13 protein-coding genes, 1 pseudogene and 1 riboswitch are annotated in these 18,542 nt (G+C 40.9%); of the genes and pseudogenes, 3 read left to right on the top strand and 11 right to left on the bottom strand.

The window, feature by feature from the left end; genetic code table 11:
• The 9 genes and pseudogenes from B6N13_RS20735 to B6N13_RS20695 form a co-directional block, all read right to left on the bottom strand.
• Positions 1–197, bottom strand: a pseudogene (locus B6N13_RS20735) (IS110 family transposase); the annotation flags it as partial.
• Positions 198–633: 436 nt separating this feature from the next.
• Positions 634–1,212, bottom strand: coding sequence for a 3'-5' exonuclease (locus tag B6N13_RS20730; RefSeq protein WP_169460474.1), 579 nt, complete (start codon positions 1,210–1,212; stop codon positions 634–636).
• A 28-nt stretch (positions 1,213–1,240) separates the two neighbouring features.
• Entirely contained in the window at positions 1,241–1,660 is a 420-nt protein-coding gene (locus tag B6N13_RS20725) for a tetratricopeptide repeat protein (protein ID WP_169460473.1), read from the bottom strand.
• A 77-nt stretch (positions 1,661–1,737) separates the two neighbouring features.
• Complete coding sequence (locus B6N13_RS20720; RefSeq protein ID WP_169460472.1) at positions 1,738–2,466, bottom strand: DUF1266 domain-containing protein; 729 nt, start codon at positions 2,464–2,466, stop codon at positions 1,738–1,740.
• Positions 2,459–4,606, bottom strand: coding sequence for a molecular chaperone DnaJ (locus tag B6N13_RS20715; RefSeq protein WP_169460471.1), 2,148 nt, complete (start codon positions 4,604–4,606; stop codon positions 2,459–2,461). The genes B6N13_RS20720 and B6N13_RS20715 overlap by 8 nt, the downstream gene beginning before the upstream one ends.
• 60 nt (positions 4,607–4,666) lie before the next feature.
• Positions 4,667–6,325 carry a molecular chaperone HscC gene (locus B6N13_RS20710; protein WP_169460470.1) on the bottom strand — a complete coding sequence of 553 codons (1,659 nt, stop codon included), beginning with the start codon at positions 6,323–6,325 and terminating at the stop codon, positions 4,667–4,669.
• Positions 6,326–7,013: 688 nt separating this feature from the next.
• Positions 7,014–9,089 (bottom strand): TonB-dependent copper receptor, encoded by a 2,076-nt coding sequence (locus B6N13_RS20705; protein ID WP_169460469.1) that lies wholly within the window; start codon positions 9,087–9,089, stop codon positions 7,014–7,016.
• Between the two features lie 85 nt (positions 9,090–9,174).
• Positions 9,175–9,636 (bottom strand): DUF2946 domain-containing protein, encoded by a 462-nt coding sequence (locus B6N13_RS20700; protein ID WP_012069105.1) that lies wholly within the window; start codon positions 9,634–9,636, stop codon positions 9,175–9,177.
• Positions 9,637–9,780: 144 nt separating this feature from the next.
• Positions 9,781–10,983 carry an MFS transporter gene (locus B6N13_RS20695; RefSeq protein WP_169460468.1) on the bottom strand — a complete coding sequence of 401 codons (1,203 nt, stop codon included), beginning with the start codon at positions 10,981–10,983 and terminating at the stop codon, positions 9,781–9,783.
• Between the two features lie 115 nt (positions 10,984–11,098).
• Here B6N13_RS20695 and B6N13_RS20690 point away from each other — a divergent pair, with 115 nt between their 5' ends.
• Positions 11,099–11,986: a LysR family transcriptional regulator gene (locus B6N13_RS20690; protein WP_169460467.1), complete on the top strand. Its 888-nt coding sequence runs from the start codon at positions 11,099–11,101 to the stop codon at positions 11,984–11,986.
• A gap of 65 nt (positions 11,987–12,051) precedes the next feature.
• On the opposite strand, the gene B6N13_RS20685 is transcribed toward B6N13_RS20690, so the two are convergent.
• On the bottom strand, positions 12,052–12,723 hold the full coding sequence (locus B6N13_RS20685; protein WP_012069102.1) for an energy-coupling factor ABC transporter permease: 672 nt from the start codon (positions 12,721–12,723) through the stop codon (positions 12,052–12,054).
• A gap of 82 nt (positions 12,724–12,805) precedes the next feature.
• Positions 12,806–13,034, bottom strand: a riboswitch (cobalamin riboswitch).
• 160 nt (positions 13,035–13,194) lie between these two features.
• Entirely contained in the window at positions 13,195–14,262 is a 1,068-nt protein-coding gene (locus B6N13_RS20680; protein ID WP_157035944.1) for an FUSC family protein, read from the bottom strand.
• Positions 14,263–14,552: 290 nt separating this feature from the next.
• Between B6N13_RS20680 and B6N13_RS20675 the strand changes: the two genes are divergently transcribed.
• Both B6N13_RS20675 and B6N13_RS20670 read left to right on the top strand, forming a co-directional pair.
• Positions 14,553–16,265, top strand: a complete 1,713-nt coding sequence (locus tag B6N13_RS20675) for an OFA family MFS transporter (protein WP_012069100.1) — start codon at positions 14,553–14,555, stop codon at positions 16,263–16,265.
• Positions 16,266–16,488: 223 nt separating this feature from the next.
• Entirely contained in the window at positions 16,489–18,540 is a 2,052-nt protein-coding gene (locus tag B6N13_RS20670; protein ID WP_169460466.1) for a methyl-accepting chemotaxis protein, read from the top strand.
• Positions 18,541–18,542: the final 2 nt, after the last annotated feature.

Genomic DNA, 18,542 nt, shown 5'->3' with positions numbered 1-18,542 from the left:
TATTTCAATGCAGATTGCTTCCAATAATTTGATGTGCTGCATGCCTCAAATACAATCGTCATAGATTTTGAGGAAGCCAACCAAGAAGTAAATTGTGACGGTGTCATTGCCTGATTAGACTGCACCTTGTTGCGTTTAGAGACGCAAACTTGAATTTCTTCTTTTGCTAAATCAACACCTGTGATTATATTGTGCATGTTGGACTCCATAATATTTTGTGTGTGAGAGCCAAAATATTAACCCAGCTCTAGGAGTTGGGGGAGTCCAATTATCTCATGACGCCCTACGAAAAACCTACATCACTGATGAACTCAGTTCGACGAAACGAAGTTGTGCGACTTTATAGAGTTTCAGAGTCATTGTTTGACGATCTATCTCCCACCGAATAAATAATCTATGCCTTACGATATAAATCGTCTCGCTAAAGCTAACGTTAAACAGTGTGAATAAGACGTTTGGGCGGTAGCCCGATAAAAGATTTTTTGGTTACTTTTTTATCGTTTGAAAAAAGTTACCCGCTCAGCTTTTTCCTGAATTAAAAAGCGGAAATAAAGGTCGGGAATACAGAGTGTTTGAATGAAACCAATGACCCCATCTTCCGTCTTCCCCTTGAAAAGGGGAAGAAACTAAGACCTAACGCACCAACGCCCTCTCCACACAAATAGCAGAATGCGCATCATTGGCGGCATACAGTATTTGGTTTTCTTTTAGTGGATAAGCGCCCCAGTTGGATTTTTGGGCGCCTTTGCCAAGGCGTTTTCCCAGTACCATGGCGACGGCGGCGCGGGCGCCTATGGTGTTTTTCTCACCGGCCAGTTGCTTTAAGGTGACGGACAAGTCTTGTGTGTTGCAAATGTCGATATCGAGTTTGTTACGCAGTTCTTTGTTGTCGTCTTTTATGCCAAAGCCAATTTTTTTGATCTTGGGATTGCTAAGTATCTGTTTGGCGGCAGCGACAGCTGAAGGAAATCGAGTTGGAAAGAGGAATGCCTTTGATTCTGTTGCAAGTTGAATAAGCGATGGACCTGGGCTGACTTGGCCTTTCTGAAAAATCGGTTTGCTCTCGGTATCAAATCCTAGGCTTGTCTCATTTTCTAGTGCTTTTATGGCCTGTTCCGCATCAACTTCGTTTTCAACGATGTGGATGTCGGAAAGACCAAGGCCAATATACAAAGGCAGTTCGCTGATCTGTTCCTTGGTAGGACGTTCCATGCTTTGTCTCTGATTTCTTTTGGTTACTTTAGGCTTTTTTTAAGTCAAATAGCAGGTCATGTATTTCTGCTTTTAACTCTTTGTCGATGATTTTATTGCTGTGGATTTTGGCTTGCTCAAGGTATTCAATAGCATTAGCGTTATCGCCAAGCTCTATTTTCAATTGAGCGGCAGAAAAGCCAATGGAGGATAAATAGTCTTTTGAGTTGATTGCCGCGGCTTTTTCTAAGGCTTTATCGTAGATAGCAATCGCTTGTTCTAAATCATCGGTAAAGTCGCCAAGGGTTTCCCATTGTACTGGGTGATCTTTATCTGTGCCGTCATTGTCATCACAGATGGCCTTCAGTTCTTGGTAATACGCATCAAAGCCCGCTTGGTCTTTTTTATTCGCGCAGGTCATCAGTTCTTTGGCTAGATACAATACTTCTTTATAAATTTTAGTGTTCATATTTTGCTCTTTCTTAGCGTTCTATTTGAGTATTGCTTTCTATCGCACGTTCACTGGGATAAGCGTTTTGAGCCTCCCTAGAACGAGATTTCCCAACCCAGTATACTCCAAGGGTGCTTATGATCGGCCAAAATTTTCTCTAACTCCTCAGATTCTGTCTGGATTTTTTCCAAAACATCAAAGGTGTTTTCCGTTGATTCTATACCATCAATATTAATATCCAGCCAAATACAGCGACCTACGGTATAGCTGGTAGCAAATTCGTACCAGCTTGTGAAGCATTCTTGGGCAATTTTCCCGATACGTAGGAGAAAAGCCCATGCTTCATCTTCGGTTATTAAGCTAACGGTGTAAGCACAGCGGCACAGAAAGGCATATCGACCAATATCAAACGCTTGAATACCACAATGAGACAATGGCGTTCGGTACTTTTCAGCCCAGACTGAAGCGATTTCCACCTCAGTGCCTTTGTACTTGTGAGGATTTCCAAAAAGCCGTTTCGCATATAAATCAGGTTTGGCCCACTCTTTCATTAAATACATAAACTCTTGGCTGCGAGCGGTACCACAAAAAATATCTAAGGTGTCAATAAACTCATTTTTGTCATTAATTCCATAGCTGTTTTTTAGCACTTTTGAGTTGCCAGCAATAATGGCTTCTGGGGTGTATTTTTCACTCTTATTTTCCAAGCTGTCTAAGGAATAACTATTAGGCAGAGAAAGAAAAGAAGAAAGACTAATTAGCCATAATTTTTGCTCAGCGGTTAACGGCTCGCTAGGAAGCAATATTTCATTTTCACTACTCACCAACAACCTCCTTCATGGTTTTCAACTGCTGAGACAATTCTGTATATTTGTTATGGAAAGGTTGACCGTTCTCAATTAGTTTCTCACAGCACTCAATGGCAAATTGAAGTGAGTAAACACCATACTCTTGGTTGCCAAATTTCTGAGCAGACAATTCCAATAAGGGCACGGCATGTTCGTATTTTTCTAAATCGGCGAACGAGCGCCCTTTGTAATAATAAGCCGCCGCTATATTTGGATAAGCGCTGATGCAGATATCACATAAGTTAAAGCATTTATCGTAATCACTTTCGATATAGGCAATATTTAAAAATGGCAAAACCCATTTAGGGTTATGCTTCACTTTTGGCATTGCCTCATTGATTCCAGCAAGTGCCGCTTGTCGAAGCTCAGGTGCCACGCTAGGATCATCGTAATCCGCTAATGTGGCTCTAAGCACCATAATAACGGCCCACGCGTGTTCCTGACGGTAGATAAAATCCCAATATTCTTTGAAACAAGATGGCTTTTTGGTTTCAATGGAAAGTTCTAATACGGCGCTTTCCCGTTCTGAATAAGCCACTTCTTTTACAGACCCTGGTTGATATAGCACTTCATGGGAGCGGCTGAAATCATCCGTTTCAAGCTCATCCATTAAATCCTCAAATAAGTATTCAAATGTGATGAGCTCCGAACAGTATTCCACTAAATCCACAATTAATGGCCAAGTGCAAAGCTGTCTTCTTTTATATTGCTTAAAAAATGACTGGAATAATAAGAACGCATCATCTAATTGGCCCAATTTAGCGAGACATAGGGCCTGTAGATAATTATTGTTACTGACAAAGGTACGATGATAGTTTTGTGTGGTTGTTAAAGCGTCTTGATAGCGACCATTTTGATATTGTAATTGCGCTATTTCAATTACGTTTGCTTCCTCGTCTTTCTGCAACTCTTTGATATAAAGCCGTCTAGCAGTGGTTAAAGCAGCCCTTATGTCTATGTCAGTAAAAGCCATTCGAACAGCAGAAGCGAGATAGAAATACGCTTTTTCGTATTCTTTGAGGTGCAAATAACACAAACCAATGTCCTTAAACATGAGCTTGGTATTTAAAAAATCCCGGTCTAATTGGTCTATTTTCAAATACAGTGATAACGCGGAATGATAATCCTGTATTTTGAAAACAGCGTGAGCTTGATAGTTCAATAGATCTTCGGCAGACTCTGAAATCTCTAAGGTATCAAGTAAGTCATGTATTTCTTGATAGCCATCTAATGACCAAAGCCACTTAGTCATGTACTCATACAGAGCAAAGTCTTCTTTAAATTCAGGTAGAATTTTGGCCGCCAGCTGGAGAATGTCACTTTTTTCTAAGTTGTCATAGAGGCACTTGTTCTCAATGTAATTACGCAGTTGCAAGTGATATAGAAATTTATCAAAAGGCACATCTGCATTTACTTGCCTATGAGAACCAAGGCCAACTCTGAGTGGTAAACTTTTAATATAAATACTGAGAGCAAGCGCCATATCTCGCTGGTGGCTATTTTTTGTCGAAGACAGTTCGCCGGTAATTTTCAAGTTACCATCGATGAAGCTGAAAACGTCTTCCGGTAAAAAGAAGTGTGCTGAAAAGAACTCAAGCAAGCAAATTGACAAAGACTGGCTTTGATCAACCTGCCAAAAGATAGGAGAAGAAAACAGTCGTTTCCACTGTTCTACATCACTGCGTTTTTGAACATCGCGGTATAATTCATGCAAAGCCATTTGCAATGATTCGATAGAATCAACAGAACCCAGCTCAATAGGCTCTGGAGCACGCTCTTCCGTATAGGCTTGCGCTTCTTCATCACCCTGAAAAGCCTCTTCAAAAGAATCCGCCTCTTCAAAAGAAAAAGTGTCTTCCTCGATGAAAGCAGGCTTTTCAGTGAAGCAGCTCTCTTCAGTTAAGCTTGCCTTTTCATGATGCGAATCACTTGACTGACTTTCAGCTTTTTCTAGCTTTTTAGCTTCTTTAGTCGCTAGTTCAAACGCTTTACGTAGATTCTTAAACTCTTCAGGAAATTCCGTCGGCGAGTTTTTTTTCAATAATTCGGTATAGGCTAGTTTGATGACACGCTTGTCTTTAGTGGGCTCTATGCCTAATACTTCCCAATGATTCATTACTTGTCCTTTGCTTGCCTCATGTAATAGCGCAACCTCTTTGCAGAAAAGAGCCTTCAGTTAAATATTAAGATATTGCTTGATTCTCTCAACCATCCGCTCGATTTTATGATTATCATGGGTTTCCAACACGTCTAAAAATTGACCTATGGCTTCACCAACTTCGTGCCTTTTTTCGCCTAGACTTTCTTGGAATAACCGCTCAAGTTTGGCCTTGAAAGCCGTATTAGTTAACTTGTCTTTAGGCAATATTTTCAACGCATTTAGTCTTATAAAGCGCTCACGCAGTTCGTTTTCATCCATGTTTTCACTGTTTTCGCCCACATAAGTTCGATATTTCTTACCACTGATAACGTTGGTCACTTCCACTTCAATCACACCGTTTAGGTCATAGGTGTAAGTTAAATACAGCTCTTGTATTTGGTTTAATGGCTCTAAGTCAATTTCTAAGTCGCCCATATAAACATTATCTTTCGGCAAATAATTTTCACCTTGATAGATTTTTATGAGTACTTTTTCTTGTTGAGGATGAGCCGAGTAAACGGAGCGAGTTTCACTGACTGGAATGGTCGCATTACGCTCGATGATGGGTAAAAACTCGGATTGACCATGCTTATTACTTACCTCAACACCTAATGTGTATGGGCAAACATCGGTCATTATGACATCTTGTAGCTGCTTATCGCGCTCATTCATACCAGCCTGAATAGCCGCACCAATGGCAATAGCATGGTCTGGATTATATTGAGTTTGAGGAATACGAGAAAACGCATGACTGATTTGTTTTTGAAAAATCGGCATGCGGGTCGCACCACCAACAAAAATCAATCCATCTATCTCATCGACTTTAAGGTCCGCGTCTGACATGGCTCTGTTAATAGGGAATTTAATTCGCTCTATTAACTCTGAACTAATAATACGAAAATCTTCATTAGTAAGAGAATATCGGTATATTTCGTCTTTATATTGAAATTCAAAGCTCGCTTCCGGTTGCTCTGTTAAATCGCGCTTTAGTTGATCACATAACGACCAAATATTACGTTCTTCACTTCCGGTGAGAAATCCTCTCTGGACATTATGTTTTTGATACACATCTTTTTGAATGATATTTGTGAAATCATTGCCCCCCAAATAGTTATCACCTGAAGAAGCATGTATCTCAAATATTTCATTAAATACTTCGATAACTGACACATCAAAAGTACCACCACCAAGATCCAATACTAAATAAGTTTGCTCACTGTCTTGGTTATCTAACCCATAGGCTAAAGCCGCTGCTGTTGGTTCATTAAGCAATCGTTCAACATCAAGCCCTGCAAGTGATGCGGCTTGTTGAGTGGCTTGGCGCTGTTTGTTATTAAAATAGGCTGGTACTGAAATAACGGCCTCATAGACAGGCTCTTCTAAATATTGTTCAGCTTGTTCTTTCAGACTTTTTAATAGAATGGCCGATAATTCAATAGCATTGTATTCTTGGTCATTTAGCCAAAAAATTTTGTCTGTCCCCATGAAACGCTTAAATTCTGTCACGGTTTGATCTGGATTTGTTGCTAATCTATCTCTGGCAGCTTGTCCGACAAGAATATAATTGTCTTCAGACATCCCCACGGCAGAAGGAACAAGTATGTTGCCTTCCATATCAGGTATTAGCTGAACGCTACCATCTTTCCAAACACCAACAACACTATGGGTTGTCCCAAGATCAATCCCTATCTTCATTCAAACTCTCCTAACAAATTAGCTAAAACTACAGCATTTCAATTGGATCAAACAAGGTTAAAAAACACAACTCTAACTTGCTTATAGCTATGCTGCTTTCTTAATGAATTTTGATATTACAAAGGTTTAATAAAAATATGTTCTCTAAAAAACATCAATTTTTATCTGATTAAGAAGACTATTCTCCAAAGCACATTCAACCAACTTCTTAACCCAAGCAATAATTATTTCAAGATTGTGCCTTTTATAACAATCAACAATTAGCAATCAATAAGGAATATCGAAATAAGACCAATTTTAATGAAAGTTAGCTCGCAAGTTTTTATACCCAAAGCAGTTTTTTCTATATTAATCCGAACAGAAACTACTAGCTTATCCTGACTCACGGCAATGGTTACGATTAGTTTGAGTTGATTCTATGACCTAGTTCAGATTGAGTCAGGTCTTTCCACGATGGAAGACAAAAATCTGTGACAGTTATACTGAGATGGATGTAAAGCATACTGAGGAATTAACGTCGCCGTATGAAGAGTTTATTGATAAACAAGACAACATAATCGAGCCTATTACAAAATATAAATTAGGCGATTACAGATAAACCAAATTACGAATTTAATTAGTCTGATGTTATAGCCTAAAAACAGCATCAGTAAAGCGAATATCCTCGCTCTACCGATGCTGATCTGTACTAGAATTTAGCGCTAATACTCATCCAAATCATACGTCCTGGTTGATAAAAAGATTCATCCGCTGCATACCCAAATACAGAGTTACCTGCTTTATTAAGATGCTCGGTATAAGCTTTATCCAGCAAATTATCGATCCCTGCTCGCCAAGTCACATTTTTAGTCACTCGGTATTCTGCGTTGATATCCATAGTGCCAAAACCAGCTGATTTACTGAAATCATAACCCACCACATTGCCTCGATCTTCTGATATGCGATTTTGAGCTGCAACCAATCGTAACACGGCATTCGCTGTCCATGCGCTTTGCTCATACGTTAAGCCAAACTTACTTTCAAGCGGTGATATTTGTGGTAGCGGATCATTATTATCACTGTCTTCCCCCCATGCGTAGGCCAGAGAAGCATTAGCACTCCACAAATCATCAAGCTGATATCGCACTCCAGTTTCTGCACCTGCAATATAAGCGTCTACGTTACCTACCTTCGTAGAGCCTGAATAATCAAAAATAATATAATCCTGAATAATACCGGCATAACCAGATACCCACCAGCTGACCGCTTTTGTCTTGTAATTCAGACCAACATCGATTTGAGTAGTTTTTTCTGGCTGCACACCATCAAAGGCATTCAATGCTCCCGACAAACTCGAGTTGCTTGGCTTTATTTCCCAATAGTCAGGAAAACGCTCAGCATAGCCTAACCCAATATAAGTCGTAGCAGGAAAAGAACTTAGGTCTTTCTCCATTCTCACAAACCCATTAGTAAGGTTTTTACGGCGCGTTTCGCCTGCGGTTGCAGTGCTATCATTTTCATCAGTTACTCTAAAATGATCAAATCGCAAACCTGTAACCACTCGGCGCTCATCTTCCAAAAACCAAGTTACTTCGGAAAAGACACCGGCCTGGTGCTGAGAATAATCTTCTTTTCCATCCGAGTTACTCGTTATACCTTTACGATGAACTTCATGCTTTGCATCAACACCAGCAATCACGCTAACAGCATCCCAATCCCAAGTCGAAGCGACTCGCCCACTTCGAGTTCGACGATCTAGCTCACTGCGCATTTTACCACTCATGGACATGCCACCCATTCCTCCCATACTCGAGACAGGACGTAAGCTGTAGTTATCCATCACATGATCTGCATAACCATAGTTCAACTGTGCTTCAACCTTACTCCAGTTGGACGAAAGATTTTTCTTTTCAAAACGTAACGCTGCGGTTTCACGTAGAAATTTAGTGCCATCCATACCGCGACCAGCATACTTAGCATAGCCATCACCACGGCCAAACTCGGCTTCTAACAAAGTATCTTCATCCGGGGTCCAACCCAAAGCGATATTGGCGTTCCATTTATCCCAGGCAGAAGCAACTACATCCCCATTACCATCTTTATAATCATTGGCCTCAGATTCATTTGCCTCAACACGGATATAACCTTTTTCGTTACCAACAGCTCCCTCTAAGCGTCGATCAAAACGCCCATATGTTCCAACCATGGAACTAGCTTCAAAACGGCTATTCTTATTTGTAAAATCTTCACGCTTGCGTTCAAAACGCACTGTCGCGGCGGAGTTTCCACCTCCCCACAAAACAGTCTGAGGACCTTTAACCACACTAACTGCATCATAAGACGCTGGGCTAATATATGAGCTCGGATTATCCATACGGTTAGGGCATGCCCCTAACATTTGAGCGCCGTCCGTCAAAATAGCAAGCCGTGAACCAAACATTCCCCGAAAAGTCGGGTCAGCATTTGTACCTCCATTACCAAGTGCTGAAAAACCTGGAATCTGAGTCAATACCGAAGCGCCGTCAGAAGCCGATTGCAATGCCGGCGTTTCATCTAAATCAATGTTAGTGGTTACTGGAGATTTTAACTGTGGTGCCGTAATCACTATCGCATTGCTTAAGTTTACATTCTCTCCAAGCACCTCTTCTGCATGGACAAAACCAGTAAAACTGCAACCCAAAAGTGCCAATACAGACGCCAAAGGTAAATGATTTAATATTGGTTTATTCATGATGCGTGCATTATTCTGCGGACGTACGTCACCGCAATGTATTATTTCAAACATTGTTATTTCTCTACATAGACTTTAAATATTAGAGGGCTTTTAACGATGTCATAAGCAAACGCAAACATCGAAAAAATGCCCTTAATCAGATAATTATTAATTCATCTCGTAGATAAGGAGGGGCACGTTTTAACGCATGTAGGAAAAGAGAGTCTGAATTGAACGCCGATCGAATAAATTCGATAGGCGTAGAGATTAAACCGGTACCATTGAAAACAATACTAGGAATACTAATACTTAAAAAAGGAAAATGATCAAAAAAAGAGCAGTAACCACAGGCTTCATCCCAAGCGTGGTCCATTGTAATAACCGCGCCATGATCCGAGTGTGATGTCGACACGGCCATGACCATTTTAGAATGATCATGGCCAACATGAGAGGACATAGCCATCCCTGACATCTGCATCATCGACATTGCAGACATGGGCATGGAGGACATGTTCGGAATAGTCAACTGACCGACAAGAGGCCCCAATGTCAGCAATATCATCGACATCAAGCCAAGATAGGCAAGCTTAATTTGTCTATTCCATAACAGGTAAAACATGATTCCCTTCAAAGTAATAATATCGAGTGTTATCTTACCCAAGACGCCTTTGAAAGAGCAACTTAATTCTCTGACCTTCATCAAAGACCAGAACAACATATACCTAATGTATTTTATTGCCCCAAACATTTTTGACGAAGTGATTTAACGCACAAGGTTTACCTCTGCCGCTCGTCTATTGCTTTTAATCAAGCTAATCCCCGCCAATACAACGACACCCAATACCAACCAAGAGCCGATAATCACACCAGCCCAACCGTCAGCTTGCCAGAAAGGGTCAAGATAAAAGCCACCAAGACTGGCACCTAGATAATAAAACACTAGATACAAGGAAGATGCGCTGGCTTTGGCGTGTTTGGCATTGCGGCTCACAAAGCTACTAGTCGTTGAATGACACAAAAAGAAGCCAAAGCTGTTTATCAATAAGCCTGCTATGATAGCCAACAATGAATCACCAAGGGTGACTAAAGAACCAAACATGAATATGCAGGTACCTAATACCATAATATTTGGCTGGCTCCAGCGCTTAGCAAGCTTGCCTGAAATAGCTGAACCCAATGTGCCTGACAAGTAGGTAAGGAAAAGCAAGCCAACATATTTAGCGGTTAAGTTATAAGGCGCAGCTTCCAAAACGAAAGTCACGTAGCTGTATTGGTTAATAAAAATAAAGAAGCTAAAACCACCGATGAAATAACTGGTTAATAAGCGACGATTCTGCAGATGGCTCTTCATGTTCATCATGATATAACCAACGCGTAGCGGTTTTGCTTCGAAATGTTGTGATTTGGGTAATAAAAAGAAAAAGGCCAATAAACAAATCAAACTAATAGCACTCATTACCCCAAAGGTTGCAGAACGCCCTAGCCATTCACCAACAAAACCACCAATCAGACGACCACCAATGCCGCCTAACGTGTTGCCACTGATGTATAAACCAACGGCAACCATCAAGGCTTCAGGTGTATATTCGTCGCCCAAATACGCAACAGCAATGGCAGGCAACCCAGCTAGAAAAAAACCTTGCAGAGCACGCAATGCCAATAATGACTCGTAGCTTTGTACTAGAGACAAACAAAAGGTGGTTAAAGTAATGCCAACCATGGTCATTACCATAATGCCTTTACGACCTAGGGCATCTGAAATCGGCCCATAGAAAAGCAAGGAAATGCCTAAAGTCAGCGTTGTGATAGTAAAGCTGCCGCTAGCTTGTAGTGGACTAATAGAAAACTCATTAGCGATCATGGGTAACAAAGGCTGCGTCACGTACACATTGGCAAAAATCATAAAAGAGCCAATGACTAGAGCCAAGGTTCCTCGCCAAAATACCGAACTACCTACTTCTATCACAGCAAAAACTCCACAGACATCAAAAACGAATCAAACAAATATTATTGCGATACTATACGCCTCGCCATTTTATCAATAAAATATATTCATTTTATCCAATCCATAAAGGTTATTGATGGACATTAAACCGTTACGTTATTTCATTGCCATCGCAAAAACAGAAAGCTTTACCAAAGCAGCCCAGCAGCTTGGCGTTGCTCAACCTGCTGTTAGTATGGCAGTTAAAAAACTAGAAGCGGATTTGGGGCTAACCTTAATCCATCGGGCAGATCGAAATATTGGTCTAACTGACGAAGGCAAAAAGCTGCTGATACATGCAGAAAAAATCATTCAAGCTACCGATGATGCCTTATTAGAAATGAGCGAGCTAAAAGGTTTAAGCCAAGGTGAAGTACGAGTGGGTATTCCTAGTATGCTAGGCTCCTACTACTTTCCACCCATTCTGATGGCATTTCGTCATAAATATCCAACCATTACACTTAAAGTAATAGAAGGCGGAACTTGGCAACTGCAAAAAATGCTCGAAAATGGCGAATTAGATCTTAGTGTTATTGTTGCTGAAACGCTCCCCGATGGTTTAGAAACTCAAGCACTGATCCGAGAAGAAATGCTCGTCACAATAGCAACGGATCACCCTTTCAGCCAACTAGAAAAAATCTCACCTGAGGCATTTTTCGATGAAGAGCTTGTGATGTTTAAGGAAGGTTACTTTCATCGCCGTATCGTCGATAAGCTGGCTAAAGCCTGTAAAAAAACGCCCAAAATTGGTTTTGAAACTAATTTGATTCCATTGATCAAGTCCATTACTCAGCAAGGCTTTGGTATCTCAACTTTACTCGCCATGGTGATTGAAGAAGACGATGACCTAATCACTCGGTCTTTTGATCCTCCAATCTGGCTAGATCTTGGTATTGCTTGGCGCAAAGACAGTTACTTATCGAAAGCCAACCGAGCTTTTTTGGAATTTGTTAACGAGCATGGTCGATATAAACGCCGATCATAAAAAATGCCCACTTCGTTACAGCATTAATAAGCAAACAAAGTGGGTATTTAAAACAATTATAAAAACTAGTTAAACAAACGCGCTTCAAACAAAGACGAGTTCTTAAAACGATGTAGGCTTTTCGCCCCAGCCAATACGGCAAGATCTAAAATAGGCTCGATCAGTACAACACTAAGGTAAGCCATACCGAACGTCGCAACAGACGCCATGTTCTCGGCACCGAAACCTTGTCCATAAAATGCCCAAAAAGCCACCCAAGCGACAATACCGCCTTGATAAGTTAGAGACAACTTTAATGCTTGCTTGTAGCTAATATCGACATAGGCCGTATTCTCAGCAATCGTACGGCGGGCAACAGCAGACATGGCAAACAGAGGCAACAATAAGGTCGTAACGTTCATGCCATATTGAGGCAGGTCAAACTGAGCAAAGAACACGCCTTGCGTTAGCAAACCTAATATCAAGCCAATCGAAGCCGCTGCTGAGCCAAAAATAAGAAACAACGTTGAACCTAAGATAAGATGCACTTCAGACACACCAACAGCGTGATGAGGTAACAACTCAAAAAAAGCAAAAACAAAAAGAGTGGTCAAAGTACTGCGACCGATTAAAGACATAAAGCCGTCTTTTTTGATCATATCGATAGAAGCTTTAGCTGAAAAGCCAAAAGCGGCCAACGCCGTAGCGTAACTCAAAACGATTTTTGCGCCATCAACGACGCCAGGTTCAATATGCACTATGTGCCTCCAAAATATGCTTCATACTCACCCGTATGATTCAAATTAGCAGACTTTCACATGACAAAGATTGCCGTCAGAAAAAGCCCTAATCAATAAAGGCCGGTCTCCGGACTGATAAGTGTTTGGCAGATCTGCATTTCTAAAACTCTCGTCCCTTCCCATTCAAAGATATTTCTATCAATGGACAGTGGAAGCGATAAAAATACATCACTTATTTACCGTTGCGGGGGCAGTACAGGGGTTGCTTAACAAAGAGCGCACCTGTTTCCCGTTTCACCCGTGAGGGCACCTTCACAAGAACTGGTATTCATTATCTTAATGCAGGATTAATAGCCGATTACCAGAGATTCGAAGCGTACGGTTTAACTTGAATTTAAGCAACTAAAGTGAGACAAAATTTGATGGTAAAACAAATGCCTTTCATACAAAGAAGAAAGGCATTCATTTAGGTTGGTATTTAGAAGAATACTAAGAAGGTTTACGCCCTGATAATGAGCTACGTGCATTCATTCTTGACTCAATACTTTTAAGTAAAGAAGTTCGATGAAAGATAGTACCGCCTAAAATACCGATGGTACTACCAATAGAAATATCCACCAGCCGATGTTCTAGTAGTACAGCCGTACTCATATCGGCACTGGTAATCTCAGCCATAATAACGGTTAAAGGCGTAATAAAAATCACCGCTGCGCCATAGTTTTTTACGATCAACAATTCCACAACAAATTGAAAGAAGATCATGCTTAATGCCAAAACCCAATAATTAGGGTGAAGAGAGAATAAACACCAAGCGACGCCCATGCCAATTGCAGTCCCAACTATACGGTGAACATTTCGATGCCAAATCATTCGATACGTAGCACCTTGCAAAATAGCCGCACAAGAAATAGGCACCCAAAGCGCATTAGGTAATGCTAATAAAACAGCAAGGAGATAAGCAAATGCAATAAAGAAAGCGACTAACGCCCCTTCTAATATAATGGCGTTTACTTGTGGGTCTGTTTCTACTTTAGTTGTAGGTAAATCATTTGCTCCAGTCATTATGCTATAAATAAAAGCAAGACCACATGACAGCATCCCTCCTAAAGCTACCATGCCAATATTCGATGACCATCGACTTAAATCAAAGGGTAAATAAATAGCCAAAGCCGAAACAAGTATAAAAAAGAAACTGCCAGGAGGAGCTAAACGGTAATACCGAGTAATAACAATCGCCCCAAATGACAATATTCCTAACGCCAAAGCGGCAACATAATGGTTAAAACTAGAGAGAGAACCAACGGCAAAACACACCATAAAACCAAATGAGCACATAGCTAGCGTCACCATGCGATGTGCAGTACGAGTTTTAGGTAGATACAAGATAATCATTGCCCCTAAACTCGAAAGCGTAGCGATTGCAAATTGCTCTGTCGCAGCGCCAATTAAGGCAGGAATACCGACACATACAGCAGCAAGAACAGCAAGATGCCAAGGACGCTTTACATCGCTCCAGGCAAAAAGCGCCTTGAACTGGATAAATACATTGTTCAACAAATACATACTCCGTATAAAATGTTTAGTGAATAAACATTATATCAGCATTATCTTTGCTCAATGATGAAAAAATTAAAGTTAGTAACACCATCCACTTCCCCTAATCTTATAGATTTTAAAAAACTCCCACCTCCATCTATCAAGGTTGTTTGGATGTAAAAAATTCATCTGATCAGTCAACATTTAACAAATACTTATATTCTTTTCATTTAAAAAACTTATAATCATTTTGTAAGGATTTGTACAAAAAGCTTAAAACAACAATAACATTGTATGCAAGGACACAGACTATGAACCTGATTCGCACTCTCTTATCCTTTTTAATGAAAGATAAAATAATTGCCTCTCCAAATTTTAATCGCTGGTTAGTTCCACCCGCCTCAATCGCCATTCACTTATGTATCGGCTCTGTTTACGCCTGGAGTATTTTTAATCCTGCATTAACGAAGGAATTTGGTGTTGTAAGCAGTGCTGCGCAAGACTGGAGCCTGAGTAGCGTGGTATGGATATTCTCTGTAGCGATTGTTTTTCTTGGTTTATCTGCTGCGATTGCAGGGAAATGGCTTGAAGAGGTTGGCCCTCGTTGTGTTGGTGTAACCGCCGCATTCCTTTGGGGAGGCGGCTTTATTATCGGCAGTGTGGGTATTTCCACCCATCAACTATGGTTGGTGTATTTAGGTTATGGTGTACTAGGTGGCTGTGGTTTAGGGCTTGGTTATGTATCCCCTGTTTCAACATTACTTCGCTGGTTCCCAGATAAACGCGGCATGGCGACAGGTATGGCGATTATGGGGTTTGGTGGTGGTGCTATGATTGGCGCACCTTTAAACACCTTTTTACTAGAGAAATTTGCCATCGCGCCAACCTACCTAGGGCCAGAATCTGCCGTCAATCTAATTACCGAAGGTGGTAAACGTTTCGCAGAAATGGCAAGCGGAAAACTAGAAGTTGTTGTTGCCAGCGCCTCTGAGGCGGCAAAACTTCCAATACCTGGTGATGCAGGCGTTTATGTGGTTGGTACAGGCAATACAGGTGCTGCCAGTGTTTTCTTAACTCTTGGTATTGTGTATTTCATTATTATGATGGTCGCGGCATTTGCTTACCGTATTCCTCCTAAAGATTGGAAACCAGAAGGTTGGACACCACCAGCAAAAGATGCGGCAAACGCTATGATTAGCCGTAACAATGTCCATATTGACCAGGCATTAAAAACGCCTCAGTTTTGGCTATTGTGGATTGTATTATGCTTCAACGTGACCGCGGGTATTGGTGTAATCGGTATCGGCAAAACCATGATGACAGAGATTTTTGGCTCTACCCTTCCGACTATCGCCACAGCAAGCTTTGCAGGCACTTATGTATTAATGATTTCTGTTTTTAATATGTGCGGTCGATTCTTTTGGGCATCTACATCCGATTTCATTGGGCGTAAAAACACCTACCATTGCTTCTTCGTACTTGGAACGATTTTATACCTTTCTATTCCGTACGCAGCTTCAGCGGTAAGTGCTGACCCTTCCGTTACTTGGTTAGTTATGTTCTACGCAGCAACTATGATTATTTTCACTATGTACGGCGGTGGATTTGCCACTATCCCAGCTTATCTAGCGGATATCTTTGGCACACTACACGTTGGCGGCATACATGGTCGATTGCTTACTGCATGGTCAACAGCTGGTGTACTAGGGCCATTTGTTATCACTTATTTAAGAAACCTATCGGTAGAAAATGCGATTCACGATTTGGTCAACAAAATCGATCCTGCTGCATTTGAACAAAAATTTAACACGTCCGTATCTCAGCTAGACGAGCTCATCGCAGCGAAGTCCGTAACTGTTGCCAAATTAATGGAAATCGCACCAGCTGGAACGATTGATCCTACATCAAGTCTCTATAATACAACCATGTATGTGATGGCTGGCTTATTGATTGCTGGCTTCTTTGCCAACCTAATGATTCGTCCTGTCAGTGAAAAACATCACGTTGAGAAAACTCACCCTTAGACACGAGAACAAGACTTGATAAACCTCCAAAGGTAAGAAACCGATAAACGCTTTCTTACCTTTTTATAAAGTGCTTTTGAAAATAACCAAGGATGATCAAACCTTTTACATAGTAGCCATTTTATGGACTAGGACTAGGATAAGTATTGTTTCGTACTAAAAATACAATCATCAATGCTATCTAAATCTGCTTGAACACGCTTATATCAAAAAGGAATTACTCATGATGCAGAAAATCAAAGCCATGCCCATTACACGACAACTAGCCACTGCTGTCTTCTTGGTCTCAATAATTTGTTTTAGCGCACTAAGCTGGCTTGCAACAAAAAAGTCTTCTGCAGGCTTTATGCAAAGTATTGAACATGAATTACAGACCAGCGCCAGTCAAGGTGACATGTTGCTCGATTTTTATTATGAAAGCCTAAAAAGCAATACAGATAGATTAGCCGATATATTCTTCACTCTTTTTCCAAATGGGATCATCGTAAGCGATTCTGAGACAGTAAAAATTGGCGAGTACGATAGCCCCCTAGCAACCAATTCTGGCGAAACCATTAACCTAAACTTTAGCAAGCCAGACCAATTCACTAGCATGACGGGTGGAACGGCAACCGTATTCATTCGCTATGGTGATGATTTCCTTCGTGTCAGTACATCACTAAAAAAAGCAGATGGTGAACGCGCATACGGGACCCTATTAGGTAAAGGCCATCCAGGCTATCAAAGCCTCATCAATGGTGAAACTTATGCAGGTCCTGCCACATTATTCGGCCGCAATTACATGACCAAATACGTTCCTTTTAAAGATGCAAAAGGAAAAGTAATAGGTATTTTATATATTGGTTTTGATTACACGGAAGGATTAAAAAGTTTAGAAAAAGAAATCAATGGCCTGTCCTATGGCAAAACAGGTAAAGCCACTGTCATTAACTTAAAAGAAGGTAAAGACTTCGGCAGAGTCGTTATTGATTCACAAAATAAAAACAAGTTATTCACTGAACTGGGCTTAGCAAACGCTGAAAAACATTTACAGTTCATGAAAAGCCAAGATACTGGTACCTTCTTCACCGAACAAACTGTTAATGAAACAACACAGAAAAACATCATGACATTTAGCCATTCTGATAACTGGGATTGGGCAATTATAACTGGGGGACCAATTAAAGAGTTTACCCTTGTAGCAGACTCAGTTCGTAATAGTTTAATTATTATTTCAGTGATTTGTGCTCTTATTCTTGTCTTTCTCGTTGCCTACATAACACAGCGCATTCTTTCGCCATTGAAACGCGCCAGCCAAGATTTACAAGAACTGGGGAACGGCAATCTTTCCACACATTTGTTTGAAAACGGACAGACTAATCAACACCATAGTCGCAATGAAATAGCGACTCTTTTCGAACACGGTCGAAATACCATAAAACAGTTACGCGCCATGCAAATGGAAGTTAGAAGCAGTATGGAACTGCTTGCTAGCTCGAGCCATAAAGTACAAGAAACTGCGACATTAGCCTCTAAAGGTATGGCAAAACAACAGTTAGAAACAGACTTAGTTGCGACGGCAATGAGCCAAATGGTCATTGCCGTAGAAAATGTTTCTCAACATGTGACAGAAACAACTAATGAGACACAAAAAGCAGATGAAGAAACCAGAACGGGAACTCAAGTTGTGGATGATGTTGCTCAAGATATGCAAAGTCTAGCAAGTGTAATTAACCATGCATCTTCAGTCATGCAAGAAGTAGAAAAAGAAAGTGTCAATATTGGCTCTGTTTTAGAGGTGATTCGCAGTATTGCAGAACAAACCAACCTTCTCGCTCTTAACGCAGCCATTGAGGCTGCTCGTGCGGGTGAACAAGGCCGAGGATTTGCCGTTGTTGCTGACGAAGTCCGTACATTGGCCACTAGAACCCAAGATGCAACTTCTGAGATTGAAGGTATGATAGAGCAGCTGCAAAAATTGTCTAAAACAGCGTCAATTGAAGTTATTAATGGACGAGATCAAGCCGCAGGAAATGCAGGAAAAGCAATGGAAGCAAGCAAAGGACTAATGAAAGTAACGAAATCAGTGAGTTTGATAAATACTATGTCTATCAATATTGCTAGCTCTGTCACAGAGCAATCTGCTGTTGCAGTCGGCGTAAATGAAAACATTGCCAATATACGCAACGTGTCGAACGAAACGGCTGAGGGTGTAAAAGAAATGATGGCCACCACCAAAACGCTTTCAGAAGTGTTAGATAAATTGAAGTCATCAATAAATCGGTTCACGCTATAAGC

The organism is Marinomonas sp. UCMA 3892, assembly GCF_012726345.1.
Lineage (GTDB): Bacteria > Pseudomonadota > Gammaproteobacteria > Pseudomonadales > Marinomonadaceae > Marinomonas.
This window is presented reverse-complemented; position numbering and strand designations above follow the sequence as displayed.